Below are 24,404 nucleotides of genomic sequence, written 5' to 3'. Positions count from 1 at the left end.
GGCCATTGCGTCGTCTTCCGCGCTGGCAAGACATTGGTCGAAGCGGTCGCTCGCACGATATGGAGCAAACGAATCCAGTTGGCTCGACTCCTGGTATCACTGCGTCTCAGATTTGCCCTCCGACACCTTTGAATTTCTCAACGAATGCAGCGATCTTTTGGAACACGGTCTGCTTTTTAGTGAGATATTGCGGATTGAGCGGGCTCATCTTAGGCAGAACGGCATTGAGTTCAGTACCATTGTCACTGGCGTATTCCCGCTTCAGCGAGTTGGCGATGTAGCGCCTAGCCGCCTCGGCATGGAGGCTTTCGGTGCTGATCAGTTCTTGCGCCTCACGCTGCTGCTCCGACTGGGCAAAAGTGAAGAAGGCGTCGATTACGCTCGCCTTATCGCCAATTTTGTCTAGATCGGTCTGGTTGATGAAGTCCACCACCAAGCTTTCTTTGGCGCGGTTGCCCAGGCTCGCGCGAATCACCCGGCGTACTTCATCCACCAGCTCTGACTTGCTTTTAGTCTTCTTGTTGTGCTCGAAGATCAACTCCAGGATGTAATCCAGATTGATTTCCTGAGACCTGAGCAGATCCACCTCGAAGACCACGTCATCCCAATCAATGGTCGATTTCTCGCGCTCGCCAGAATCCTTTTCCCGACGCAGCCAGTCGCGCACATCGTTGTAGGTGGAACGGTAATCCTGAATCTTTCGCTCGGCGGGGAGCGTGATGGCTTGCATTTCAGCTAGATCATCGTCGCTCAAATAGTGCTTTGCTTTGAACGCTTCAACCGCCGCAGCGTCATTCAGATCAAGATCTTGATAGGCCTTCAGGCTCGCGAACTCGTCATAGTTTTGCAGCAGGTTTTCCACGCGCAAGTATTCGCCGAACAGCTTGGCGAAAGCCTTCTTGTCCGCTTCTTTCTCAATGGCAGCGGGGTCGGGGAAGCGTGATTCCAACTCCTTGACCACGTCTACGAAGCCACGCCGCGCTTCACCGGTGGCCACATCGGTGAAGCCCTCCATGTATTCCTTGTAGCTCTTCTCCAGCACCACATTCTTGGTGTTCTTGTCACCAAAAAGCGTGATGGCGTCGATGGTCGCCTGCTCCAGGTCCCGGAAAGTGACGATGTTGCCGAACGTTTTAGTCGCGTCAAAAATACGATTGGTGCGCGAGTAGGCCTGCATCAGACCGTGGAAGCGCAAGTTCTTGTCGACGAACAAAGTGTTTAGCGTAGGGGCATCGAAGCCTGTCAGAAACATGCCGACCACAATCAGCAGGTCGACTTCCTTGGCTTTGACCTGCTTGGCCAGATCACGGTAATAGTTCTGGAAGCCATTGCTGTCCACGCTGAAGTTGGTTTTGAACATCGCGTTGTAGTCCGCGATGGCGGCGCTCAAGAACTCCTTTGCGCTGATGTTCATGGCAGAGACATCGAAGCTCTCGTCTTGAATATCGCCTACGGCGTCCTGCTCTTCGTTGGCCGCAAACGAGAAGATGGTGGCGACTTTCAGCGGCTTATCGCTGGTCTTCTGTAGGTCCTTGAAGCACTCGTAGTACAGCTTGGCTGCGTCCACGCTGCTTACGGCGAACATGGCATTGAAACCCTTATTGCCCGGTTGAAGCCGGTGGGTCTTCTGCCGGAAGTTCTTCAAGATGTATTGCGTGATCTCGCGAATACGGTCCGGATGCAGCAGGGCCTGCTTATTCTCGGCCGCGCTCAGCTTTTTCTCGTCCTGTTCGCTTTCGATGGCCTTGAACTGCGGTCGCACATCGTTGTAGTCCACCTTGAACTTCAGCACCTTCTCGTCGCGAATAGCATCTGTGATCACATACGAATGCAGTTCACGGCCGAACACGCTGGCGGTCGTATCCGCGCCTAGCGCGTTCTGCGGGAAGATCGGCGTGCCGGTAAAGCCAAACTGGCAGAACTTCTTGAACTTCTTCTTCAAGTTCTTCTGTGCTTCGCCAAACTGGCTGCGATGGCACTCGTCAAAAATGAAGACCACCTGCTTGCCGTAAATAGGCAGGTCCGTCTCACTCTTCATCAGGTTGTTCAGCTTCTGGATGGTGGTGACGACGATCTTGTTGTCGTCCTTGTCCAGATTGCGCTTCAGACCAGCCGTGCTGTCCGACCCATTCACGCTATCCGGTGAGAAACGCTGGTACTCCTTCATCGTCTGGTAGTCCAGATCCTTGCGGTCTACCACGAAGAACACCTTGTCGATGAAATCAAGCTCAGTGGCAAGACGCGCCGCCTTGAAACTGGTCAAGGTCTTGCCCGACCCAGTGGTGTGCCAGATGAAGCCACCACTTTCGGTACTGCTCCAGTTCTTGCCTTGGTGGCTACTTCTGATCTTCCAAAGAATGCGTTCCGTAGCAGCAATCTGATAAGGGCGCATGACGAGTAGCGTGTTGCTGACATCAAACACCGAGTAGTTGAGGAGCACATTGAGCAGCGTGTGCTTCTGAAAGAAGGTGGCCGTGAGGTCCTTTAGGTCTTTGATGAGCGTGTTATCCGCCTTCGCCCAATTCATGGTGAAGTCGAAGCTGTTCTTGTTGCGCTGCGTGGTGTTGGCGAAGTAACGGCTATCCGTGCCGTTGGATATCACGAACAGCTGCAGGTACTTGAACAAGGAACGCTCACTGTTGAAGCTCTCCTTGCTGTAACGATGCACCTGGTTGAAGGCTTCGCGAATGGCAACGCCGCGCTTTTTCAACTCCACTTGCACCAGTGGCAAGCCATTGACGAGAATCGTCACGTCATAGCGATTGGCGTGCGTACCGGTCTGCTCGAACTGCTTGATCACCTGCACTTTGTTGCGGGCGATGTTTTTCTTATCCAGAAGATAGATGTTCTGGATACGACCGTCGTCAAACACGAAGTCGTGGACGTGATCGTCGTGGATCTTCCGCGTTTTCTCGACGATGCCGTCGCTGGGCTTGTCCAACCAGGTTTCCACGAAGCGCAACCATTCACCTTCGGCAAACTGCACGTTATTCAGCGTTTGCAGCTGGACCCGCACATTGGCGAGCAGGGCTTGAGGCGAGTTCAAGCCGGGCACGTATTCATAGCCCTGGTCTCGCAGGTCCTGAATGAACTCCCGCTCCAGATCGCTTTCGCTTTGGTAGCTTTCCGCGGCACTCCATTCCTGGACGTATCTGTCTAGTACGATGAAGTTCTTCGACTCGGCGATAGTGTTGTATTCGATCATTTTGTTTTTCTCCTGTCGAAATCGATGGCGGTCGACGACGTGCTTGAGCGATTGTTGTAAGACCTATATTGCGGTCATCTTTTGCGCCATCGGCTTCAGGTGTGACAACTGCTCGGAGTTGCTCAACAGGCGCGTCCCTTTTGTGCCGTTGCAGGCATAGGCAAACTGGATCTCTTATCCAAAACTTACAGCTGCCCGGTGTACTGCGTCAGCGTCTTCTCCATGCGAAGCCTCCATCTCTGCGGGCTTCAGGAAGCTGAACAGGAGATCGCGGTAATACTCGTATTGCTTCTGACGCAGTTCTATCTCGCGCGGCAAGCCCTCGCTGATGGAGTTCGTCAGAGCGTCGAATTTGTCGAGAATACCGACGATGCGAGCTTGTTCGGCGAGTGATCTTTCAGCGTCGTTCGGATGTGGAATGGGAACTCTGACCTTCGCAATTCCATCAATCAAAAGTCTATTGACTTTTCCCCGAGACACATGCTTCGCTTTTTCGTCAATGAAAGCGGTCGTCTGCATTACATAGGAGACGTATTTCGGATTGATTCGATGACGAAAAGCGTAGCTATCGTCGTGGATGGCCACCTTCCCTTTCCCAAGCCAAGCCACTGCCTTACCGACTTCTTCAACCGTTTCACCAACGCCTGCTATCACAACGTCTCCTGGCTCTGCATAGCGCAAAGAGCCGGCCATATTGCATCTGACTTGGGAAAACGCCCGGCTCGTAAAGACGCCGTACCGAGTGTATATCTCACCGTAGTGGATCACGTCGACGCCGCCCTCCGCGTAGTCCGCTTTGGTGAAGCGTTTCCCGCGGATGAACTCTCCCAGGTCACCGAGCGGCTTCCACTCTACGTCCAGATCATCGAAACTCAACAACTGGTCGCGATAGTAGTTATATTGTTTCTTGCGGGCGGTGAGCTCGGCGGTGAGCTCGGCGGTGAGCTCGGCGGTGAGCTCGGTGAATGCGTCCAGAACACCAACAATGGTGGCTTGAATTCGAAGCGACCTTTCCATGTTATCGGGGCATGGAACGGGGATCATCGCCTTTCCGAGGCCGTTAGCATTTATCGCAGATATTTTACCGGAGGAAATGCGCTTCTTAATTTGCTCCTTAAACAGAGAAGTCCTCAGGAAATACGACACATATTTTGGGTCCAAGCGACTTCTATATGAGAAGCAAGCATCGTGGATCACGACATCGCGTTTGCCTAACCAAGCTGTGCCGTTACCGATATCCTCAATGGTTTCACCCGCCGCAACTATTATCACGTCACCATGGCTGGCGGACCGCAATTTAGATGCGAGGTGCGGATCGAGGAACGATTTCGATTCCTTCGCCCAGATCCCGTAGTGGGTGTACATCTCCCCGTAGTGTATACATGGGATGCCCGTTGGTACTACATCCGTTCTTACGAACCTTCTTCCTCTAACGAACTCACCGATGTCTCCCAACGCCTTCCACTCTACATCAACGCCATCGAGCAGCTTTTCCATGCAGCACATATTGCTCATACCCCCGCCTCCTCCCCTTCAATCTCCGCGACAATGGCATCAATGTCCTTCCGAAGCTGGTCGATCTTGGCGACGGTAATCTTCAGTTCCGCATTAAGCTGTGCGATGTCCACCACTTCTCGGTTGTCCTTCGCTTCAACATAGCTACTGACCGACAGGTTGTAATCGTTGGCGGCGACCTTCTCGAATGCTACCGACTGTGCAAAGTGATCGACGTTGTCCTTGCTATCGAACACCTTCATGATCTGTTCGATATGCGCATCCAGCAGCACGTTGTTGTTCGTCTCTTTTTTATAGAGGCCACTAGCGTCGATGAACTGCGTGTTGGTATCGGTTTTGTGCTTGGAAAGCACCATAATATTCACCGCGATGGTGGTGCCAAAAAACAGATTGGGCGCGAGTGAAATCACGGTTTCAACGTAGTTGTTATCTACCAAGTACTGGCGGATCTTCTGCTCAGCCCCGCCGCGATAGAAGATGCCCGGGAAGCAAACAATGGCAGCACGCCCTTTGCTGGAAAGGTAACTCAACGCGTGCAGCACGAACGCGAAATCGGCCTTGGACTTGGGAGCCAACACACCTGCCGGGGCAAAGCGTTCATCATTGATCAGCGTGGGATCGTCCGCGCCGATCCACTTCACCGAATAAGGCGGGTTGGAGACGATCGCATCGAAGGGTTTGTCATCCCCAAAGTGCGGGTCGGTCAGCGTATTCCCGAGCTGGATGTTGAACTTGTCGTAGTTGATGTTGTGCAAGAACATGTTCATCCGCGCCAGGTTGTACGTGGTGTGGTTGATCTCTTGCCCGAAAAAGCCTTCTTCGATGATGTGCGCATCAAAATGCTTCTTGGCTTGCAGCAGCAGCGAGCCGGAGCCGCAGGCCGGGTCATATATCTTGTTGACGCTGGCCTGCTTGTGCATGGCGAGCTGGGCAATCAGCTTCGAAACATGCTGCGGAGTGAAGAACTCGCCGCCGGATTTGCCGGCATTGGCGGCGTAGTTGGAGATGAGAAATTCGTAGGCATCGCCGAACAGGTCGATATGGCTGGCGTCGAAATGCCCGAAATCCAGTTCCGCGACACCCTTGAGCACAGCGGCCAAACGGGCGTTTTTGTCTTTGACCGTATTGCCGAGTCGATTGTTGGTCGTGTCAAAGTCCGCAAACAGGCCTTTGATATCGTGCTCGGAGGGGTAACCGTTGGCGGACGCTTCGATCGCGGCGAAGATGGTGGCCAGGTCGGTATTCAGGCTCTCGTTGGTGTTCGCGCCGGCTGCGATCTTGGCAAACAGTTGGCTCGGGTAGATGAAATAGCCCTTGGTTTTAATGGCGTCATCTTTAATGGCTGGCGTGATGACGCTATCGGACAAGTCGGCGTAATGGATGCTGTCGTCATCGGCTTCAATGTAGCTGGCGAAGTTTTCGCTAATGAAGCGGTAGAACAAGGTGCCGAGCACGTATTGCTTGAAGTCCCAGCCATCGACTGCGCCTCGGACATCGTTGGCGATTTGCCAGATCTGGCGTTGCAGGGCTGCGCGTTGTTGCGTGCTGGTCATAGTGTTAGTTCTATTCCGATACGGGTTTTCACGGTCATCCCGTTGCGGTTGGAAATGACCTAAATCGGGTTGAGTGTGCGTGGCTGTGCGGCGTTTGCATGCCAAGCTCGGAATTCTACGTGCCCCGCCATTAGATGTAGTAGCCAAACAGGCGTCGTTGAACGAGAAAGCAACACCTAGCGACGCGACGTCGCGATGTTATAGCGGCACGGGGTCTACACGGATCGCTGACTCCCTCATGCCGAGAAACGAAGGACTGTTGCTGCGCGCATGGTGAGTCGTTGCTTCAAAAAAAAGCCCGGCACATCGGCCGGGCTTCCAAACAATCGACTAAACCACTCACCCCGCCACCGCAGCCGACGCCGCCTGCGGTGTACTCGCCGCGCCGACATCGGCGGGCGCTGCGGGCATAGCTGGCGCATCGGCCGGGCGCGGCGCATCGCCGGTATGCTCGACCCATCCGCCGCCCAGCGCCTGATACAGATTGACGAGGTTGGCGAGCCGCTCGGTGCGCACGGTGATGAGCGTCTGCTGCACCGAGTACAGGTCCTGCTGCGCGGTCAGCACGTTCAGATAGCTATCGACGCCCTGCCGATACCGCATCGTCGACAAATCCAGCCGGCGCTGCTCCGCCGCCGTGTCGCGTTCGAGCGCCCGGATCTGCTGATCGTAGGTGCCGCGCGCGGCGAGGCCATCGGCGACATCGCGGAAAGCGGACTGAATCGCCTTCTCGTACGCCGCGATCTGGATGTTCTTCTGGATGTTGGCCAGATCCAGATTCGCCTGATTCTGACCGCCCTGGAAGATCGGCAGCGTGATCGTCGGCGCGAAGCTCCACGCCGCCGAGCCGGGCTTGAACAAGCCGCCGAGCGTCGGGCTGAGCGTGCCGAAACTGCCGGTGAGCGAGATGCTCGGGAAGAACGCCGCCCGCGCCGCGCCGATATTCGCGTTCGCCGCGAGCAGGTTCTGCTCCGCTTCCATGATGTCCGGACGACGCGTGAGCAGATCCGACGGCAAGCCAGCGGGAATGTCCGTCAGCAGGTCCTGCTCGTTGAGCGGCATGCCGGCCGGCAGATCATCGGGAATCGGCTCGCCGATCAGGAGCGCCAGCGCGTTCACTGCCTGCGCCCGCGCACGCTGCTGCGCCTGCAGGTTCGCCGCCGCCGTTTCCACCACCGTCTGCGACTGCGACAGATCCAGTTCGGAGGCCGTGCCGTTGTCGAATTGCAGCTTGACGATGTTGTACGACTCCTGCGCGGTCTTGAGCGTCTGCTCGGTGACTTGCAGCAGGTCATCCGCTTGCAGCACCTGCAAATACTGCGAAGCGACTTGCGACACGAGCGAAATCTCGAACGCCTTGCGCGCGTAGGCCGTCGAGAAATACTGCGCGAGCGCCTGATCCTTCAGGCTCTGCACGCGGCCGAACAAGTCGAGTTCCCACGACGCGTTCAGGCCTACGGAATACGTGTTCGAAATGGTCCGGTCGAAGAACGACAGATTGCGCGGCGTGCGCTGCTTCGACTGGTCCGCCTGCGCCGTGATCGACGGGAACAACTCCGAGCGCACGATGCGGTACTGCGCCTGCGCCGCCTGAATGTTGAGCACCGAGGCGCGCAGATCGCGGTTGTTCCTCAGCGCGATGTCGATGAGCCGCTGCAACCGCGCATCCACGAAGAAATCGCGCCAGCCGATCTCCGCGCCCGCGACGCCGTTCGCGCTGCGCGCGCCGGCATCCGCCGCGCCCGGCTGCGTCGAGTACACGCCGCCGGTCGGGAACGTCGACGAGACCGGCGGCGCGGGACGCTCGTACTTCGGGGCCAGCGAGCAGCCCGCCAGCACCGCGACGGCCGCTGCAATCAAGGAAAGTCTACGCATTTCAATGTCCTTCGTTGGAGCCGCCGCCATCGCGCGGACGGTGCTCATCGGGATGATGCTGCTCGTAGTGCTCGAGCGCCGTCTCCGGATTTTCCTTCTCGCCGCTGAACTGCGCGCGGATCACGACGAAGAACATCGGAACCATGAAGATCGCGAGGAAGGTCGCGGTCAACATGCCGCCGATCACGCCGGTACCGATCGCGTGCTGGCTCGCGGAACCCGCGCCATTGCTGATCGCGAGCGGCATCACGCCGAGAATGAACGCGAGCGACGTCATCAGAATCGGGCGCAAGCGCAGCCGCGCCGCTTCCATCGCCGCTTCGATCGGGCCCATCTTCTCCGACATCTGCAGTTCGCGGGCGAATTCCACGATCAGAATCGCGTTCTTCGCCGACAAGCCGACCGTGGTCAAGAGACCCACCTGGAAGAACACGTCGTTCTCCAGACCGCGCAACGTGACGGCAAGCAGCGCGCCGATCACGCCGAGCGGCACGACCATGATGACCGAGAACGGAATCGACCAGCTCTCATACAGCGCCGCGAGACACAGGAACACGACGAGAATCGAGATGCCGTACAGAATCGGCGCCTGCGAACCCGACTGGATTTCCTGATACGAGAGTCCCGTCCATTCGTAGCCGATGCCCGCCGGGAGCTTCGCCGCGATGGCTTCCATCGCCTGCATCGCCTGACCCGTGGACTTGCCGGGGCCGGCCGCGCCCTGGATTTCGACCGACGAGATGCCGTTGTAGCGTTCGAGCTTCGGCGAACCGTACGTCCAGTCGCCGCTGGCGAACGCGGAGAACGGCACCATCCCGCCCGATCCGTTGCGCACGTACCAGTCGTTCATGTTCTCCGGCGTCATGCGGAACGGCGCGTCGGCTTGCAGGTACACCTTCTTGATCCGGCTGTCCGTATCGAGGAAGTTGTTCACGTACTGCGAAGCCCACGCGATCGAGAACGTCTGGTCGATGGACGCGGCCGTCACGCCGAGCGCGAGCGCTTTCTCACGGTCGATGTTCACCTTGAACTGCGGCGTATCGTTCAGGCCGTTCGGACGCACCTGCGCGAGCGTCGGGTCCTTCGCGGCCATGCCGAGCAGCTGGTTGCGCGCGGCCATCAGCGCGTCGTGGCCCACGCCTGCGCGGTCCTGCAACTCGAAGTCGAAGCCCGCGGCCGTGCCGAGTTCAGGAATCGACGGCGGATTGACCGGGAACACTACCGCGTTCTTGTAGCCCGAGAAGCGGCCAAAGAGCCGGCCCACCAGCGCCTGCACCTTCTGGTCGCCCTTCTGGCGCTGCGCGTAGTCCTTCATGCGCACGAACACGAGACCCGCGTTCTGACCGCGGCCCGCGAAGCTGAAGCCGTTGACCGTGAAGGTCGATTCGACGATGGACGCTTCCTGATTCAGCAGATAGTCGGAGACGTCCTTCAGCGCGCGCGCCGTGGTTTCCTGCGTCGAACCGGCCGGCGTCTGCACGAGCACGAACATCGTGCCCTGGTCTTCGTCGGGCAGAAACGACTTCGGCAGCTTCACGAACAGGAAGCCGACGGCGACGATCACCACCAGATAGATGACGAGCCAGCGCCCGGAGCGCCGGATCACGTGATAGACGCCCGAATGGTACTTCTCGCGGCTCTTGTCGAACGTGCGGTTGAACCAGCCGAAGAAGCCCTTCTTCGCTTCGTGATGCCCTTGCGGGATCGGCTTCAGGATGGTCGCGCACAGCGCCGGCGTGAGAATCAGCGCGGTCAGCACGGACAGCACCATCGCGGAGACGATCGTCAGCGAGAACTGTCGATAGATCGCGCCCACCGAGCCGCCCGACAACGCCACCGGCACGAACACCGCCGACAGCACGAGCGCCACGCCCACCAGCGCGCCGGTGATCTGGCCCATCGCCTTGCGGGTCGCTTCGCGTGGCGATAAGCCCTCCTCCGCCATCACGCGCTCGACGTTCTCCACGACCACGATCGCATCGTCCACCAGCAAGCCGATCGCGAGCACGAGACCGAACATCGATAGCGTATTGATGGAGAAGCCCACCGCCCCCATGATCGCGAACGTGCCGAGCAGCACGACCGGCACCGCGATGGTCGGAATGAGCGTGGCCCGCAAGTTCTGCAGGAACAGATACATCACGAGGAACACCAGCACGATGCCTTCGATCAGCGTCTTGACCACGTCCTCGATCGACAACCGCACGAACGGCGTGGTGTCGTACGGATACTTCACAACGAGGCCGTTCGGGAAGTACTTCGAGAGCTCGTCGATCTTCTGGCGCACGGCCTTCGCGGTGGCGAGCGCGTTCGCGCCCGTCGCGAGCTGAATACCAAAGCCCGCCGCCGGCTGGCCGCTGTACTTGGTGTCGAAGTTGTAGTTTTCGCCGCCGAGCTCGATGCGAGCAACGTCCTTCAGACGCACCTGCGAGCCGTCCTGGTTCACCTTCAAGAGCACGTTGCCGAACTGTTCCGGCGTGGTCAGGAGCGTGGCTTCCGTGATGGTCGCCTGCAGCAACTGACCCGGCACCGACGGCGTGCCGCCGAGCGAGCCGCCCGCGACCTGCACGTTCTGCGCGGTGAGCGCCGCCTGCACGTCCACCGGCGTGAGACCGAAGTTGTTCAGCTTGTTCGCGTTCAGCCAGATGCGCATGGCGTACTGCGAGCCGAAGAGCGTCACCGTGCCCACGCCGTCCAGACGGCTGACCGGATCCTGAATGTGCGACGCCACGTAGTTCGCGAGGTCGTACTTGCTCATGCTGCCGTCCTGCGAGACGAACGCCAGCACGAGCAGGAAGCTGTTGCTCGACTTCGTGACCTTGGTGCCCAATTGCTGCACGATCTGCGGCAGAAGCGGCGTGGCGAGCTGCAGCTTGTTCTGCACCTGAACCTGCGCGATGTCCGGGTTCGTGCCGGGCGCGAACGTCAGCGTGATGGTCGCGGTGCCGGAGTCATCGGACGTGGAGGACAGATACAGCAAGTGGTCGAGACCGCTCATCTGCTGCTCGATCACCTGCGTGACGGTGTTTTCGACCGTCTTCGCCGATGCGCCGGGATACGTCGCGCTGATCTGAACCGCCGGCGGCGCGATGGTCGGATACTGCGCGACCGGCAGCGTGAAGATGGACGCGATACCCGCGAGCATCAAAACAATGGCGATCACCCACGCGAAAATCGGGCGATCGATAAAGAACTTTGCCATGAGGCGGGCTCCTGGTTTTACGCGCCCGACGCAGCAGACGCGGGCTGCGCGGACGAGGCGGGCTGCGCGGCTTGCGCATCGCTCGCCTGCGACGCTCCGGCTGCGGGCGCTGCGGGCAGTTGCGCGGGCACGGTCTTCACTTCCATGCCCGGACGCACCTTGTCGACGCCCTGCACGATCACGCGGTCGCCGGCGGCAAGACCGCTATCGACCACCCAGTTCTGACCGTAAGTGCCGGACGTCACGAGCTGGCGCAGCGCCACCTTGTTGTCCGCGCCGACGACGAGCGCGGTCGGCGTGCCCTTCTGGTCGTGCGTGATGCCGATCTGCGGCACGACGATGGCGTTCGGATTCACGCCTTCCTCGATGCGCGCGCGCACGAACATGCCGGGCAACAGCACACGGTCCTTGTTCTCGAAGATCGCGCGGACCGTAACCGAACCGGTGCTCGGATCGACGGTCACGTCGGTGAATTGCAGCTTGCCTTTCTCCGAATAGACGCGGCCGTCTTCCAGCACGAGCGAGACTTTGGCCGCGTTCGGGCCGCTCGTCGTGAGACGGCCTTGCTGGATCTGGCGGCGCAGCTTGAGGCCGTCGAGGCTCGATTGCGTCAGATCGACGTACATCGGATCGAGCTGCTGGACGGTCGCCATCAGCGTCGCCTGGCTCGCCTGCACGTACGCGCCCGGCGTGACCTGCGAGATACCGACTTGCCCCGTCACGGGCGCGACGACATCCGTGTAGCCGAGGTTGATCGCTGCGGTATCGACCGCGGCCTTGCCGGCGGCGACGTCGGCGGCGGCCTGGCCTTGCGCGGCGACGGCGTTGTCGTAGTCCTGCTTGCTCACCGCGTTCGCCGAGACCAGCACCTTGTAGCGGTTCGCCTGCGCGGTCGTCGATGCGAGGTTCGCCTGCGCCTTCGCGAGCGACGCCTTGGCGTTGTTCAACTGCGCGATGTAGGGCGCCGGATCGATCTTATAGAGCCGCTGGCCCGCCTTGACGATGCTGCCTTCCGTGAACTCGCGGCGCAGCACGACGCCGTCCACGCGCGCCCGCACCTGCGCGACGAGATACGCGCTCGTGCGGCCGGGCAGTTCGGTTCTGACCGGCACGGCGCTCGGCTCAATCGTCACGATGCCGACTTCGGGCGTCTGCGGCGGCGGCGCCGATTGTTTTTGTCCGCACGCCGCCAGCAGGATGGCAGCCGTTGCGGCACTGACGAGGTGAAACGGAACCCTTTCGAAGCGCATGGAGCGACCTCTGTTTGTGACTTAGCGAAAAAAACACGCGCATCGCCGGATCGGCGGCTCAGTGATGAGACGCACTTCTCTCTAAAACGGCGATGCGCACATGAGCGAGCATCTGGCGCGCGTCCGAACGACGGCGGCGCCACACGCGAATCTGAACAACGATGGTGACGAAAATGACCAGCCGACAAAAATGTTCGAGTCTTGACGTCGTGTGGGCTGGTATTATAAATACATTCACGAATGGATGTAAAAATAAGATTCCGCGAAGATTACGGCTGTAACGAGACGTTCCGCCGCTGCACTGCGACAAAAACGGGACAGCCTTTCGTTCACCGCATTCACACCCCGCATCGCGATTCCGATCTGCTCGCGGTAAGCCGCAATCCCAGGATATGGTCAGACGAACCAAGGAAGAAGCGCAGGAGACGCGCAACCGCATTCTCGACGCCGCCGAGCGCGTTTTTTATGAAAAAGGCGTGTCTCGCACGTCGCTCGCGGACATCGCGCAGGCGGCAGGCGTGACGCGCGGCGCCATCTACTGGCATTTCACCAACAAAGGCGATCTTTTCAACGCGATGTTCGAGCGCAGCCTGCTGCCGCTCGACGAACTCGTCGCTGCCACGCTCGACGGCAAGGAGCCCGACCCGCTCGCGCGCATCCGCGAAATTTTCATCTGGTGCATGCGCAACATCACCGAGGACGAAAAACGCCGGCGCGTGTTCGACATCCTGTTTCTCAAGTGCGAGTTCGTCGAGGAAATGGGACCCGTGCGCGAGCGCCAGCAGAACAACATGCGCGACGGCATGGAACGCATCGCGCGGGCGCTGCGCAATGCCATCGACAAGGCGCAACTGCCCGCCGCGCTCGACGTGCGCCGCGCCACGACGCTTCTGCACGCGCTCTTCACGGGCATCCTGCACGATTCGCTGATGATGCCCGAACGCGTCGATCCGTCGAAGGACGCCGAAGCGCTCATCGACGCCTGTTTCGACGCGCTGCGCGCCAGTCCCGCGCTGCTCACCACCGCCAGCGTCTGAGCGCGGCGCTCAGCGGCCACGCGCCCGCTGGTTCGACGCGTAGATGTTGTCGCGCGGCGGCGCCTCGCCGCTTGCGAGCGCCGCGATCCATTCGTCCGTCGTCAGCACGGCGGCAAAGCGCGACTGCATGACGACCGTGAACACGCGATGGATTTCCTCCGCGCTCGCCCGCCCCGCGCGGTTCTCGTACGGCACGGCGCCGGTGGCATCGGTCAGGAATTCGACCGATAAGCCGGCGTGCACCGCGTGCCGCACCGTGGAATCGTCGCAATTGTGGGTCATGTAGCCGGCAATCACGATGGTGTCGATGTCGTGCGCGCTGAGCCAGTCCGCGAGATCGGTGCCGGCGAACGCGCTCGGCAGCGCCTTTTCGACATAGTGAGCGCGCGGGCGCGTCGCGACCGATTCGTGCAGTTCCGCCATGTTCGAGCCGCGCGCGAAGATCGGCGCGGTCGCGGGCGCGAAGTTCTGCACGACGACGATCGGCACGCCGTGGGCGTCGGCGGCGTTCATCGCGCGCGAGATATTGGCGAGCGACACGTTCACATCGGGATATTCGATCGGCAGATTGCCGGTGACATACTCGTTCTGCACGTCGATGACGATCAGGGCGCGGCGCGGCATGGTGGATTCCTTCCGAAAACGTCGGGGAGAAACGCAGCACTCTAGCGCCGATCGTCCGTTATTGCAGACTTCCGCGCTCCGCGAAGAACGCCAGCAGCGCGACGAACACGAGCATCGCGGCCCACGCCCAGCCCGGCAGCCCGAACGGATGCGGGTCGTGCTCGTGATTGTGATGGTGATGCCGCTCGCGATGCGCGAACGGATGCGCGCCCAGCCGATGCCGCAGCACGCCGCTCGGCGCGGCATCGCCCGGCGCGCCGTGGACTGCCCGCGCGGTCGCCCCCGCGCGGCGCGAAAACGCCGCCGACATGCCGCCGGGGCGCAGGAACACGTGACGGCGCGCGCGGTCGCCCGCCGCGCGCATCGACGGCAGGCCGTGCTTTGCGCGCACGACTTCGCAGAATTCCGCGAAGAAATCGTCGGCGCCTTCGCGCAGCGCGTTTTCGATCTGGCGCGCGGGCAAGCCCGCGAGCGGCCCGGAGACCGTCGCCCAGACGGTGTATTCGATCCACGTCGACTCGCCGCCGTCGCCCGGATTGAGCGCCACGGCGATCTGTCCGCGCAACGAACCGACGCCCTCGCCGCGCGCCTTGAAACTGAGCGTGCGGGCGTAGGCGCGGTCGTCGTGCTGCTCGGGGTCGCACTGCCGCGTGCGCCCGGCCGGATGCGCGCGCACGTCATATCGGGCGCGCAGCGCGCCTAACGGCACGAAGAGCGTGAGCGCGTACTCGCCGGCCGGCGTGCGCGTGAACGATTCGCAATTGTCGAGACTCGCGCGCAACAACGCGAGATCGCCGAGCGCGTCCTCGACATGTGCCGGCTCGAGCGGCACGCGCAACGCTTCGGTGACTTCCATCCGAGCCTCCGGAACAAGAAACGCGTCTGCGTGCTTTATCGCACGCCGGCAAGAATGCGTCTGTTGGCCGGGCCGCTAAGCCGTCTCGTCGATGCGGTCCACGCGCGACGGATAGAACGCCAGATAGCCTTTGATCTGCGCGGCGGCGTCGAACGGGCTTTCATAGCTCCACGCGGCGTTTTCCACCGGACCGTCTTCCGTCAGCAGATGGTAGTGCGTGGCCTCGCCCTTGAACGGGCAGTGCGTGGTGTGCGCGGAGCGCTGGAGCCGCGCCATGTTGACATCGGCGCGCGGGAAATAATGGACGGGCTCGTGCCCGATTTCGATGAGCGTCATCGACGCATGCGTGTCCGCGAACGTGACGCCCTGATGAATCACGCGACAGCGCCGCGAGTTCGGCTTGATCTCGATGCGGCGCGCCTCTTGGCCGTGGTTCAGGTCCGTGCTCATCGTGCGTCCTCCGCGCTGCGGTCGACAGAATCGCGGGCGCTAGCGCCTCGCTCACAAAAAAGCCACGAGCCGGGAGCGACTCGTGGCTTCATTATGAGACAAGTTTTCACCGCGAGACAGAGGCGGCGTGCGATGCGCGGACTACCGCGTCATTGAATGCTCCAATGAAACGCCGCCTTGGCCTTGCCCGGCCCGGACACGTTGACGGCCTGCTTCTTTTCCTGATCCTTGTACTTGGCGTACACGGTATAGCTGCCCGGCGGCAGCTTGACGAGCATGTACGGCCCCATCGATTCGGTGTTCAGCACTTCGCCGCCCTTCCCGCCGACGATGCGCACGTTGACGCCCGACAGGTAATCGGCGGTCGGTCCCGTGAACCGCAACGAGAGCGGCCAGTGCGCCTGCTCGCGCAACAATGCGCGCGATTCGTCGAGCCCCACGCCGCCCGAGGTGTACGAGACATCGCCTTGTTGCTGGATTTGCGGCAGGCCGCCGCCGTTCTCGTTGCCGGCGCTGCCCGTATCGCTCGTGCCGGCGCTCGCTGCATTGGCCGAATCGGCAGATTGCTGCGCCCACGCGCCGCCAGCCAGCCCGGCGCTCAATGCGGCCGCCACCAGCGTCGCGGCCAGTTTGCCCGTTTTGCTCTTCATCTTCTTGGCTCCTTTATCCGATGCCGCCGCGCCACGGCGCAGCGGCGTCACGCCCGATGCGCGGTGACACGCGATGGGGCCCCGGCGAGCCTTCGAGCATGGCCCGTGCCCGCATCGCGCGTCGCTGGATCAGCCGAGGTCGACCGGAACGAAGATCTGCGCGTCGTCGCGCTGGATCAGAAGCGCGATGCTGTCGCCGGCGTGCGCGACCATCGACTTGAGCTGCTGTGCGCTCGTGACCGGCTGGCCGTTGACCGCGAGGATCACGTCGCCCGGCTGGATGCCCGCGCTCGCCGCCGCGCCGCTCGCCTGCTGCACGACGAGTCCGCGCGAAAGCGAAGCCTGCTGCTTTTCGTCCGGCGTGAGCGGGCGCACCGCGACGCCGAGCCGCGCATCCTGCGACGCGCCGCCCTGATCGCCGTTCGCGTCCGCGCTGGCGGTCTTCGCGTCCTTGAGCGCGCCGACGGTCACGGTCAGTTCCTTCGAGCCCTTGTCGCGCCACACTTGCACCTTCGCCGAGCTGCCCGGCGACAAGCCGGCCACTTGCGACGGCAGCGAGGTCGAATCCGTCACCGGCACGCCGTTCAGTGCGGTGATCACATCGCCCGGTTGCAGGCCGGCCTTCGCGGCGGGTCCGCCCGGCTCGACCGAGCTCACGAGCGCGCCCTGCGGCGACTTCATGCCGAAGGAATTCGCGAGCGTCTGGTTCATCGCCTGCACGGTGACGCCCAGGCGGCCGCGGTCCACGTGACCGGTCTTGATGAGCGCGTCCTTGACCTTGATGGCTTCGTTGATCGGGATCGCGAACGAAAGGCCCTGGAAGCCGCCCGTCTGCGAGTAGATCATCGAATTGATGCCGATGACTTCGCCTTGCAGGTTGAAGAGCGGCCCGCCCGAGTTACCCGGGTTCACGGGCACGTCGGTCTGAATGAACGGCGTGTAGTTCTCGTTCGGCAGCGACCGCGACTTCGCGCTGATGATGCCGGAGGTCACGGTGTTATCGAAGCCGTAGGGCGAGCCGATCGCCACGACCCACTGCCCGACCTTGCTGCCGTTCGGATCGCCGATCTTGACCGTCGGCAGGTTCTTAGCGTCGATCTTCAGCACGGCGACGTCGGACTGCTTGTCCGAGCCAATCACCTTCGCGCGATACTCGCGCTTGTCCGTGAGCTTGACGGTGACGACGTTCGCGTTATCGACGACGTGCGCGTTCGTCAGAATGTAGCCATCGCTGCTCACGATGAAGCCCGATCCGAGCCCTTCGCTCGGACGGTCCGCGCCGGGGCCGTTATCGCCGCCGCCGAAGCCCGGCATGCCGCCGAATCGCTTGAAGAACTGGTAGAACGGGTCGTCCGGGTCCATCGGCAACTGGTTCTGGCTGCGGCGCGCGGACGTCTGCTTGACGAGATGCTTCGCGCTGATGTTGACCACGGCCGGGCCGTACGTTTCGACGAGCCCGGAGAAGTCGGGCACGCCCGTTTTGGCGGCGGCTTCCGCCGGCATCATCGCGGCTTGCGCGGGGGCAATGACCTGCGGCGCGGGGATGTTGTTGTGACCGGCGACATAGCCTGCCGACAAGGCAACGGCGACGGCGGCTGCGACGGCGCTGCGGGTGAGAATCTTCGCTTTCATCGTGTGCTCCTGACGGATTGCAATGCGCTTGAGAAGTTCGCGCAATGGGATGAACGAAGATTACGGGGCGTGGCTTAAACGTCTCTTAAACGATGGAAACTGCGCGAACATGCGATAAAAAAGGCGGCGAGCCTTTCGGCTCGCCGCCCTGTCTTACTGAATCAGCTTGCGTCGAGCTTAGAACTCGTAGCCGACCTGACCGCGCACGCCGGCATCGCCGCGCTGCGTGATCGACGCCGCGGCGTTCACGAGCCACCGGCTGTCGCGCGAACGATACGTCGCACCGAAGCCCATTGCCGTGTAGCCCTTGTAATTGCCGACGCCTGCCGCGACCACCGTCTTGCCCGGCTGGCTCGGCGTGAGGTTCGGCATGGCCATGGCGGCGGCCACGCCCGAGAACGCCTGGCGCGCCGTGGCGTTGACGCTGTTCTGGACCGCGTTCAACTGGTTCATGTTGGCCGCGTCCGTGCCGTTGACGCCCGGTGCGACGTTCGTCAGGCGACGTTCGTTACCGGCAGAACCGATGGACACCGTGTTGTCTTCGTCGGCGACGGAACCGCTGCCGATTGCGACCGAGTTGTTGCCCGTCGCCTTCGAACCGTTGCCCATCGCAGTCGAATTCGCGCCCGATGCGACGGCCGGCGTGTCGGTGCTCTGCGATGCGAACGCCGAACTGGCAGCCGCGACATTGTTGATCTGCTGTGTCAGGCTCGCGACGTTCTGGTTCGTGGCGTAAAGCTGCGAACCGTTGACCGCGTCGAGGCTGTTGGCGGAGAGCGTGCCGGCGGCGACGCCCGTGACGGTGCGGGCGCCTTGCGTGCCCGTCATGTCGACGACCGTTCCGTCGTTGTCCTTGGCGACCGTGATGTTGCGCGTGGTCGCGTCCTGCTTCACCAGACCGACGTTGCCGCTCGAAATCTGCTGATTGATGTTGCTGATGTCCGTCGTGTTCTTCGCGATATCGGCGGTGTTCTGCGCGACATTGGTGTTCAGGTTCGCGATGTCCGCGGTGTTCTTCGCGATATCGGCCGTGTTCTGAGCGATGTTCGCGGAGTGCTGCGTAACGGTCGTATTCAGGTTGGCGATATCGGCCGTGTTTTGCGCCACGTTCTGATTGGTCGCGTAAAGCTGCGAGCCGTTGACGGCATCGGTGCTCGTCGCGTTCAGCTGAGCGGCCGTCACGCCGGTCACCGTGCGCGTGCCTGCAGTGCCCGTCATGTCGACGACGGTGCCGTCGGTGTTCTTCGCGACGGTGATGACGCGCGTCGTCGGGTCTTGCTGCACCAGACCGATCGAGCCGTTGTTGAACTGGTTGACGATGTTGTTGATATCGGACGTGTTCTTTGCGATATCGGACGTGTTCTGCGCGACGGCCTGATTCGTGGCATACAGTTGCGAGCCGTTGACCGCGTCGGTGCTGGTCGCGTTCAGCTGACCCGCCGTCACGCCCGTCACCGTGCGCGTGCCTGCGGTGCCCGTCATGTCCACGATCGTGCCGTCCGTGTTCTTCGCGACGGTGATGTTGCGCGTCGTCGGGTCTTGCTGCACCAGACCGAGCGTGCCGTTGTTGATCTGCGTCGACATGTTGTTGATGTCGGACGTGTTCTGCGCAACCGCCTGATTCGTGGCGTAAAGCTGCGAGCCGTTGACCGCGTCGGTGCTGGTCGCGTTCAGCTGCCCCGCCGTCACGCCCGTCACCGTGCGCGTGCCTGCGGTGCCCGTCATGTCCACGGTCGTCCCGTCCGTGTCCTTCGCGACTGTGATGTTGCGCGTCGTCGGGTCTTGCTGCACAAGACCGATCGTGCCGTTGTTGATCTGAGTGGTGATGTTGCTGATGTCGGACGTGTTCTGCTGGACAGCCGTGTTCAGCTTGCCGAGTGCAGTGTCAACGGTCTGGAACGCCGATCCGACGTTGTTTGCAGCGCCGGTAGTGCCATCAATCGAGTTGGCGTTAGTCAACGCATAGCTCGGAGCGGAAATCGAGCCATCTGCGTTGACCGACGCGCCGCCGCCCAGCGTCGAAGCAGTCGAGCTCGCAAGCCCGAACAATTGCGAACCGTTGATGGCGTCCAGGCTGGTGCTGGACACCTGACCAGCCGCGAGTCCGCTCAGCAACACGTTGGAGCCAGACGCCGTCGCGGTCATCACGTTGCTCGTCATCGAGCCGCTGCTGTTCAGATAGAACGTCGCCTTGCCCGAAGTCAGCGCCATTGCGGAGTGACCGGTCGGGCTGCCGTTGTCCAACAGTGCGTACGATCCGCTCAGGCCCGTCACCCAGCTCGTGCAGCCGGGGGCATTCGTGCCTGCGGTCGAACCATAGTTATACGTTCCGTTTGCGTCGCTCAGACACATGACGCTTGCAGAGGCAGGGCCGGCATACGCCAGCACGGCGGCAACGGCGCTTGCGCCAATCACGATTCCGCGGTGCGATTTCGGTTTATCGTTGCAAATTGCTTCAATGATTTTCGTCATAAACATGCATGCCGGAAAAGCCAACACCGGCGGAGTCTCAATGGGTTAGGAAAAGACCACAGATTCGTAATGCAAACGAAGGAGGCTGAAACAAGAAACAACGAAAGGTGTTTCGACTGTAAAAAGCCGTCGTTGATGGGGAAGTTTTCGAACGCTTCTTCGCCGAAATCAACAATCTATGGATGCAGGCATGGTATGCAGACGCACCCATGCTTCAAAGCAGACACTTCCGAAAAGATATAGAAAGACTTCGAAAAAGCGGACGGATGGCAATGCAGCGCGCCAGACGCGCGGCAGGCGTCAGCAAAGAATCCGGACGAGCAAACCGCCAGCCGGCGATTCACCGAGAGAAATGGAAAATCCGTGGCGGTCCGCAATGCGCCGAACGATGGCGAGCCCGAGGCCGCTGCCCGCGACGTCGGTGCGCTCGCGGGCGGCGTTCTGCCCGACGCGATAGAAGCGGTCGAAGACCCGCTCGCGCTCGTCTGCCGGAATGCCCGGTCCCGTGTCGGCGATTTCCACGACCGGATGTCCTTCTTGTACTTTTATTGAGACATCCACGCGTCCGCCGACCGGCGTGTACTTGGTCGCGTTATCGATGAGATTGTTGAACATGACGCGTAGCGCGTCTGCGTCGCCTTTGACGGTCGCGGGTTCGCTCGTCTCGATTCCGAGGTCTACACCTCGGGCCTGCGCCACGAGCACATAGCCGCGCACGCACTCGCTTAGCAGCGCGCAAAGATCGACGGGCGCTCGCGCCACCTGCGTATCCGGCTCCGACCGCGCCAGCGCGAGCAGTTGCTCGGCAAGCCGCGTCGCGCGCCCGATGCCTTCGTTGAGATCGGTGAGCGCCTCGCGGCGGGCGGCGTCGTCCTGCGCGCGCGCCACCAGTTGCGCCTGAATCTTGACGGCGGCGAGCGGCGTGCGCAGTTCGTGGGCGGCATCCGCGACGAAGGCTTTCTGCGTGTCGAGCGCCGTGGAAAGCCGCGCGAGCAGCGCATTGAGCGCGCGCACGAGGGGCCGCACTTCCTGCGGCAGGCGCTGGTCCGACAGCGGATCGAGCGCCTCCGGATGCCGCGAGTCGAGCGCGCGCGTCACGCGCTGCAGCGGCGCGAGCCCCCGCCCGACGATGATCCAGATCGCGAGCCCGAGCAGCGGCAACAGCAGCACGAGCGGCCATAGCGTGCGCCACGCGACGCCCGCCGCGACACGGTTTCTGATCGACAGCGGCTGCGCGAGCTGCACCACGTTGTCGCCGACGATCGCGCTGTAGACGCGCCACTCGCCGCGCGGCGTCGTCTCGGTGGAGAAGCCCAGCTCGGCATGCGGGGCGAGCGGCACGCGCGGATGCGAGTAGTACATCAGCACGCCGTTGCGGTTCCAGATCTGGATGACCACGCCTTCGTCCGTCTCGCTGCGCGAACTGAGCACCGACGAGAACGGCTCGGAAGGCAGCGCCGCCGCGATCTGCTGAAGCTGGTAATCGAAGAGTTCGTTGGCTTCGGCGAGCGCCTGCCGGTAGATGAGCCATCCGGCGAAGCCCACGCCCACGAGCACGAGCGCGAGCAGCCAGACGAGAAGCTGGCGGCGAATCGACCGCATCAGGCGTCCTTCGCGACCATGTAGCCGAGGCCGCGCACGTTGCGGATGAGATCGGCGCCGAGCTTCTTGCGCAGCGAATGGATATACACCTCGACCGTATTGCTGCCGATTTCCTCGCCCCAGCCGTAGATCTTTTCTTCGAGCTGGCTCTTGGAGAGCACCGCGCCGGGCCGCGCCATCAACGCTTCAAGGAGCGCGAACTCGCGCGCCGAGAGCGCGACGGGCGCGCCCGCGAGCGTCACCTGATGACCGACAGGATCGAGCGTCAGATTGCCATGCCGCACCAGCGATTCGCCCCGGCCCGCGTGGCGGCGGATCAGCGCGCGCATGCGGGCGCCGAGTTCGTCGAGATCGAAGGGCTTGACGAGATAATCGTCCGCGCCGGCGTCGAGGCCTTTCACGCGATCCGCGATGGCATCGCGCGCCGTGACGATCAGCACCGGCAGCGCGTTCGCGCGGGCGCGCAGCGTCTTCAGCACGTCGAGGCCGTCGCGCTTGGGCAGGCCGAGGTCGAGCAGCATCAGGTCGTAGGCCTCGCCGCTGACAGCCGTGAGCGCGGCCTCGCCGTCCTGCACCCAATCGACCGCGAAGCCGTCGGCGCGCAGCGCCTTGCGCACGCCCTCGGCGATCATCCGGTCATCTTCGACTAGCAGGATTCGCATGGTGATTCGGGAAGATGTGTGTGCGGCTCATTTTAGCCGCGCCGCTCGGCCGCAGGCTTAAGCCGGACTTAACCGCAAGCCCGCTCGGCCCGCCGCTTACGATTTCCGCAAGCCGGCTTGTCTACAATAGCCGCTTCGCCCGCACGGCCCGGCCCAGCCGCGCGGGGCAGTCTCAGAACTCACACCAAGAACGCACGTCCGTATGCCGCTCTTCTCCCCGATTCCCCGTTCACTTTCCGCGCGTCTGTCGACGCTCGCTTTAGCGGCGGCGCTCGCCTGCGCCGGACTGTCCCACGCACCGGACGCGCACGCCCGCGGCGGCACGCGGTCCGACTCGCAGAGGCACGCGCCCGAGCGCGCGGCGCGCGGCGGCCCCGGCGCGAAGAAAGCCGCCAAGGCGGAGAAGGTCGCACGCGTCGCGCCGGCGGGTCCCCTGCCCGCCTCCGTGATGAGCGCCCTCGCCCGCGCGCACGTGCCGCTTTCGTCGATGAGCGTCGTCGTGCAGCGAATCGGCGCGCCGGAGCCGCTCGTCGCGATCAACGCGGAGAGACCGATGCTCCCTGCCTCGACGATGAAGCTCGTCACCACCTACGCGGGCCTTTCGCTGCTCGGGCCGGACTACCGCTGGAAGACGACCGCCTACGCCGACGGCGACGTGGACGCGCAAGGCGTCTTGCACGGCAACCTCTACATTCAGGGCACTGGCGACCCGAAGCTCGTGCCGGAAGAATTGATCGATCTCGTCGAGCAGATTCGCAAGAACGGCATCACCGGCATCGACGGCGCGCTCGTGCTCGACAAGCGTTACTTCGACGCCTCCACGCGCGATCTGCCCGCCTTCGACAGCGACGAAGCCGCGCCGTATAACGTCGGCCCCGATCCGCTGCTGTATGCGTTCAAGTCACTCTCGTTCACGCTGACGCCGAATCCGGACGGGCAAGTGTCCATCGACGTGCTGCCGCAGCTCGCGCAGCTTCAGATCGACAACGAACTGCGCGTCACGCGCGGCGCGTGCGCGGGCACGCTGCCCGCGGCATCGCCGAGCGTCGCGCAGACGCAGGGCGGCTTCGTGCAGGCGTCGTTCATCGGCGACTATCCGCTGCGCTGCGGCTCGCGCACCATCAACGTCGCCGCGCTCGATCACTCGACGTTCTTCGCCGGCGGCTTTCTCGCGCTGTGGAAGCAGGCGGGCGGCACGTTCCAGGGCGCCACGCGCGAAGGCCCGACGCCTTCGAGTGCGCGGCTCGTCGGCACGCATCGCAGCCCGGTGCTGTCGGACATCGTCCGCGACATCAACAAGTTCAGCAACAACGTGATGGCGCGCAATCTGTTCCTGACCATCGGCGCGGTGCAGTCGAAGCCGCCCGCGACGACCGCGAAGTCCGCGCAGGTCATCCAGACCTTCCTGCGCCGCAACGCGCTGCCGATGGACGGTCTCTCGCTCGACAACGGCTCCGGGCTCTCGCGCGACGAAGCCATTTCCGCGAGCTCGCTCGCCCATGTGCTAGAGGCCGCGAACGCCAGCCCGGTCGCGCAGGTCTTCGTCGAATCGCTGCCCATTGCGGGCGTGGACGGCACCATGCGCAACCGCCTCACGAACGCGGGCGCGGGCGGCAACGCGCACATCAAGACCGGCACCCTGCGCGACGTGCGCGCCATCGCGGGCTACGTCGGCGCGGCCAACGGCGAAAGCTATGTGGTCGTGAGCTTCATCAACGATCCGCGCGCCGAAGCGGCGCGCGCCGCCCACGATGCGCTGCTCGAATGGGTCTACGAAGGCGCGCGCAAGCCGGGCATCGAAGACTAAGGGCGCATGCAC

At 62.3% G+C, this 24,404-nt stretch carries 16 protein-coding genes; 2 read left to right on the top strand and 14 right to left on the bottom strand.

The window, feature by feature from the left end:
* Positions 1-106: 106 nt before the first annotated feature.
* From NCR35_RS03865 to NCR35_RS03840, 6 genes are all read right to left on the bottom strand, one after another.
* The gene (locus tag NCR35_RS03865; RefSeq protein WP_250533160.1) at positions 107-3,205 is read right to left on the bottom strand and encodes an HsdR family type I site-specific deoxyribonuclease; all 3,099 of its coding nucleotides are present in this window, start codon (positions 3,203-3,205) and stop codon (positions 107-109) included.
* 174 nt (positions 3,206-3,379) lie between these two features.
* Positions 3,380-4,702, bottom strand: a complete 1,323-nt coding sequence (locus NCR35_RS03860; protein WP_250533159.1) for a restriction endonuclease subunit S — start codon at positions 4,700-4,702, stop codon at positions 3,380-3,382.
* Positions 4,703-4,716: 14 nt separating this feature from the next.
* Positions 4,717-6,273 carry a type I restriction-modification system subunit M gene (locus NCR35_RS03855; RefSeq protein WP_250533158.1) on the bottom strand — a complete coding sequence of 519 codons (1,557 nt, stop codon included), beginning with the start codon at positions 6,271-6,273 and terminating at the stop codon, positions 4,717-4,719.
* A gap of 339 nt (positions 6,274-6,612) precedes the next feature.
* Positions 6,613-8,148 (bottom strand): efflux transporter outer membrane subunit, encoded by a 1,536-nt coding sequence (locus NCR35_RS03850; RefSeq protein ID WP_250533157.1) that lies wholly within the window; start codon positions 8,146-8,148, stop codon positions 6,613-6,615.
* A 1-nt stretch (position 8,149) separates the two neighbouring features.
* Positions 8,150-11,350, bottom strand: a complete 3,201-nt coding sequence (locus NCR35_RS03845) for an efflux RND transporter permease subunit (RefSeq protein WP_250533156.1) — start codon at positions 11,348-11,350, stop codon at positions 8,150-8,152.
* 17 nt (positions 11,351-11,367) lie between these two features.
* Positions 11,368-12,600 carry an efflux RND transporter periplasmic adaptor subunit gene (locus tag NCR35_RS03840; RefSeq protein WP_244847995.1) on the bottom strand — a complete coding sequence of 411 codons (1,233 nt, stop codon included), beginning with the start codon at positions 12,598-12,600 and terminating at the stop codon, positions 11,368-11,370.
* 392 nt (positions 12,601-12,992) lie between these two features.
* On the opposite strand from NCR35_RS03840, the gene NCR35_RS03835 reads away from it, so the two are divergent.
* Positions 12,993-13,637: a TetR family transcriptional regulator gene (locus tag NCR35_RS03835; protein WP_244847994.1), complete on the top strand. Its 645-nt coding sequence runs from the start codon at positions 12,993-12,995 to the stop codon at positions 13,635-13,637.
* Between the two features lie 9 nt (positions 13,638-13,646).
* On the opposite strand, the gene NCR35_RS03830 is transcribed toward NCR35_RS03835, so the two are convergent.
* The 8 genes from NCR35_RS03830 to NCR35_RS03795 form a co-directional block, all read right to left on the bottom strand.
* Positions 13,647-14,261 carry a cysteine hydrolase family protein gene (locus NCR35_RS03830; RefSeq protein WP_250533155.1) on the bottom strand — a complete coding sequence of 205 codons (615 nt, stop codon included), beginning with the start codon at positions 14,259-14,261 and terminating at the stop codon, positions 13,647-13,649.
* A gap of 58 nt (positions 14,262-14,319) precedes the next feature.
* Entirely contained in the window at positions 14,320-15,117 is a 798-nt protein-coding gene (locus NCR35_RS03825) for an SRPBCC family protein (RefSeq protein ID WP_250533154.1), read from the bottom strand.
* A 75-nt stretch (positions 15,118-15,192) separates the two neighbouring features.
* Positions 15,193-15,567 (bottom strand): DUF427 domain-containing protein, encoded by a 375-nt coding sequence (locus NCR35_RS03820; RefSeq protein WP_244847991.1) that lies wholly within the window; start codon positions 15,565-15,567, stop codon positions 15,193-15,195.
* Between the two features lie 149 nt (positions 15,568-15,716).
* A complete protein-coding gene (locus tag NCR35_RS03815) occupies positions 15,717-16,217 on the bottom strand; it encodes a carboxypeptidase regulatory-like domain-containing protein (protein WP_250533153.1) in 501 nt (166 codons plus the stop codon).
* A 129-nt stretch (positions 16,218-16,346) separates the two neighbouring features.
* Positions 16,347-17,849, bottom strand: a complete 1,503-nt coding sequence (locus NCR35_RS03810) for a DegQ family serine endoprotease (RefSeq protein ID WP_250533152.1) — start codon at positions 17,847-17,849, stop codon at positions 16,347-16,349.
* A 177-nt stretch (positions 17,850-18,026) separates the two neighbouring features.
* Entirely contained in the window at positions 18,027-20,264 is a 2,238-nt protein-coding gene (locus NCR35_RS03805; RefSeq protein WP_250533151.1) for a YadA family autotransporter adhesin, read from the bottom strand.
* Between the two features lie 357 nt (positions 20,265-20,621).
* Positions 20,622-21,923 carry an ATP-binding protein gene (locus tag NCR35_RS03800; RefSeq protein WP_250533150.1) on the bottom strand — a complete coding sequence of 434 codons (1,302 nt, stop codon included), beginning with the start codon at positions 21,921-21,923 and terminating at the stop codon, positions 20,622-20,624.
* A complete protein-coding gene (locus tag NCR35_RS03795; protein ID WP_040051669.1) occupies positions 21,923-22,585 on the bottom strand; it encodes a response regulator in 663 nt (220 codons plus the stop codon). The genes NCR35_RS03800 and NCR35_RS03795 overlap by 1 nt, the downstream gene beginning before the upstream one ends.
* A 202-nt stretch (positions 22,586-22,787) precedes the next feature.
* Here NCR35_RS03795 and dacB point away from each other — a divergent pair, with 202 nt between their 5' ends.
* Positions 22,788-24,392: a D-alanyl-D-alanine carboxypeptidase/D-alanyl-D-alanine endopeptidase gene (gene dacB / locus NCR35_RS03790; protein WP_250533149.1), complete on the top strand. Its 1,605-nt coding sequence runs from the start codon at positions 22,788-22,790 to the stop codon at positions 24,390-24,392.
* Positions 24,393-24,404: the final 12 nt, after the last annotated feature.

The sequence above is a fragment of the Caballeronia sp. AZ10_KS36 genome, assembly GCF_023631105.1.
Taxonomy (GTDB): domain Bacteria; phylum Pseudomonadota; class Gammaproteobacteria; order Burkholderiales; family Burkholderiaceae; genus Caballeronia.
Note: the sequence above shows the minus strand (reverse complement) of the source record. Positions and strands in the feature narration are given on the sequence as shown.

Excerpts from the sequence above, each read along its gene's own strand:
- NCR35_RS03865 (WP_250533160.1), bottom strand. The coding sequence starts at position 3,205 with ATGATCGAATACAACACTATCGCCGAGTCGAAGAACTTCATCGTACTA.
- NCR35_RS03860 (WP_250533159.1), bottom strand. The coding sequence starts at position 4,702 with ATGGAAAAGCTGCTCGATGGCGTTGATGTAGAGTGGAAGGCGTTGGGA.
- NCR35_RS03855 (WP_250533158.1), bottom strand. The coding sequence starts at position 6,273 with ATGACCAGCACGCAACAACGCGCAGCCCTGCAACGCCAGATCTGGCAA.
- NCR35_RS03850 (WP_250533157.1), bottom strand. The coding sequence starts at position 8,148 with ATGCGTAGACTTTCCTTGATTGCAGCGGCCGTCGCGGTGCTGGCGGGC.
- NCR35_RS03845 (WP_250533156.1), bottom strand. The coding sequence starts at position 11,350 with ATGGCAAAGTTCTTTATCGATCGCCCGATTTTCGCGTGGGTGATCGCC.
- NCR35_RS03840 (WP_244847995.1), bottom strand. The coding sequence starts at position 12,600 with ATGCGCTTCGAAAGGGTTCCGTTTCACCTCGTCAGTGCCGCAACGGCT.
- NCR35_RS03835 (WP_244847994.1), top strand. The coding sequence starts at position 12,993 with ATGGTCAGACGAACCAAGGAAGAAGCGCAGGAGACGCGCAACCGCATT.
- NCR35_RS03830 (WP_250533155.1), bottom strand. The coding sequence starts at position 14,261 with ATGCCGCGCCGCGCCCTGATCGTCATCGACGTGCAGAACGAGTATGTC.
- NCR35_RS03825 (WP_250533154.1), bottom strand. The coding sequence starts at position 15,117 with ATGGAAGTCACCGAAGCGTTGCGCGTGCCGCTCGAGCCGGCACATGTC.
- NCR35_RS03820 (WP_244847991.1), bottom strand. The coding sequence starts at position 15,567 with ATGAGCACGGACCTGAACCACGGCCAAGAGGCGCGCCGCATCGAGATC.
- NCR35_RS03815 (WP_250533153.1), bottom strand. The coding sequence starts at position 16,217 with ATGAAGAGCAAAACGGGCAAACTGGCCGCGACGCTGGTGGCGGCCGCA.
- NCR35_RS03810 (WP_250533152.1), bottom strand. The coding sequence starts at position 17,849 with ATGAAAGCGAAGATTCTCACCCGCAGCGCCGTCGCAGCCGCCGTCGCC.
- NCR35_RS03800 (WP_250533150.1), bottom strand. The coding sequence starts at position 21,923 with ATGCGGTCGATTCGCCGCCAGCTTCTCGTCTGGCTGCTCGCGCTCGTG.
- NCR35_RS03795 (WP_040051669.1), bottom strand. The coding sequence starts at position 22,585 with ATGCGAATCCTGCTAGTCGAAGATGACCGGATGATCGCCGAGGGCGTG.
- dacB (WP_250533149.1), top strand. The coding sequence starts at position 22,788 with ATGCCGCTCTTCTCCCCGATTCCCCGTTCACTTTCCGCGCGTCTGTCG.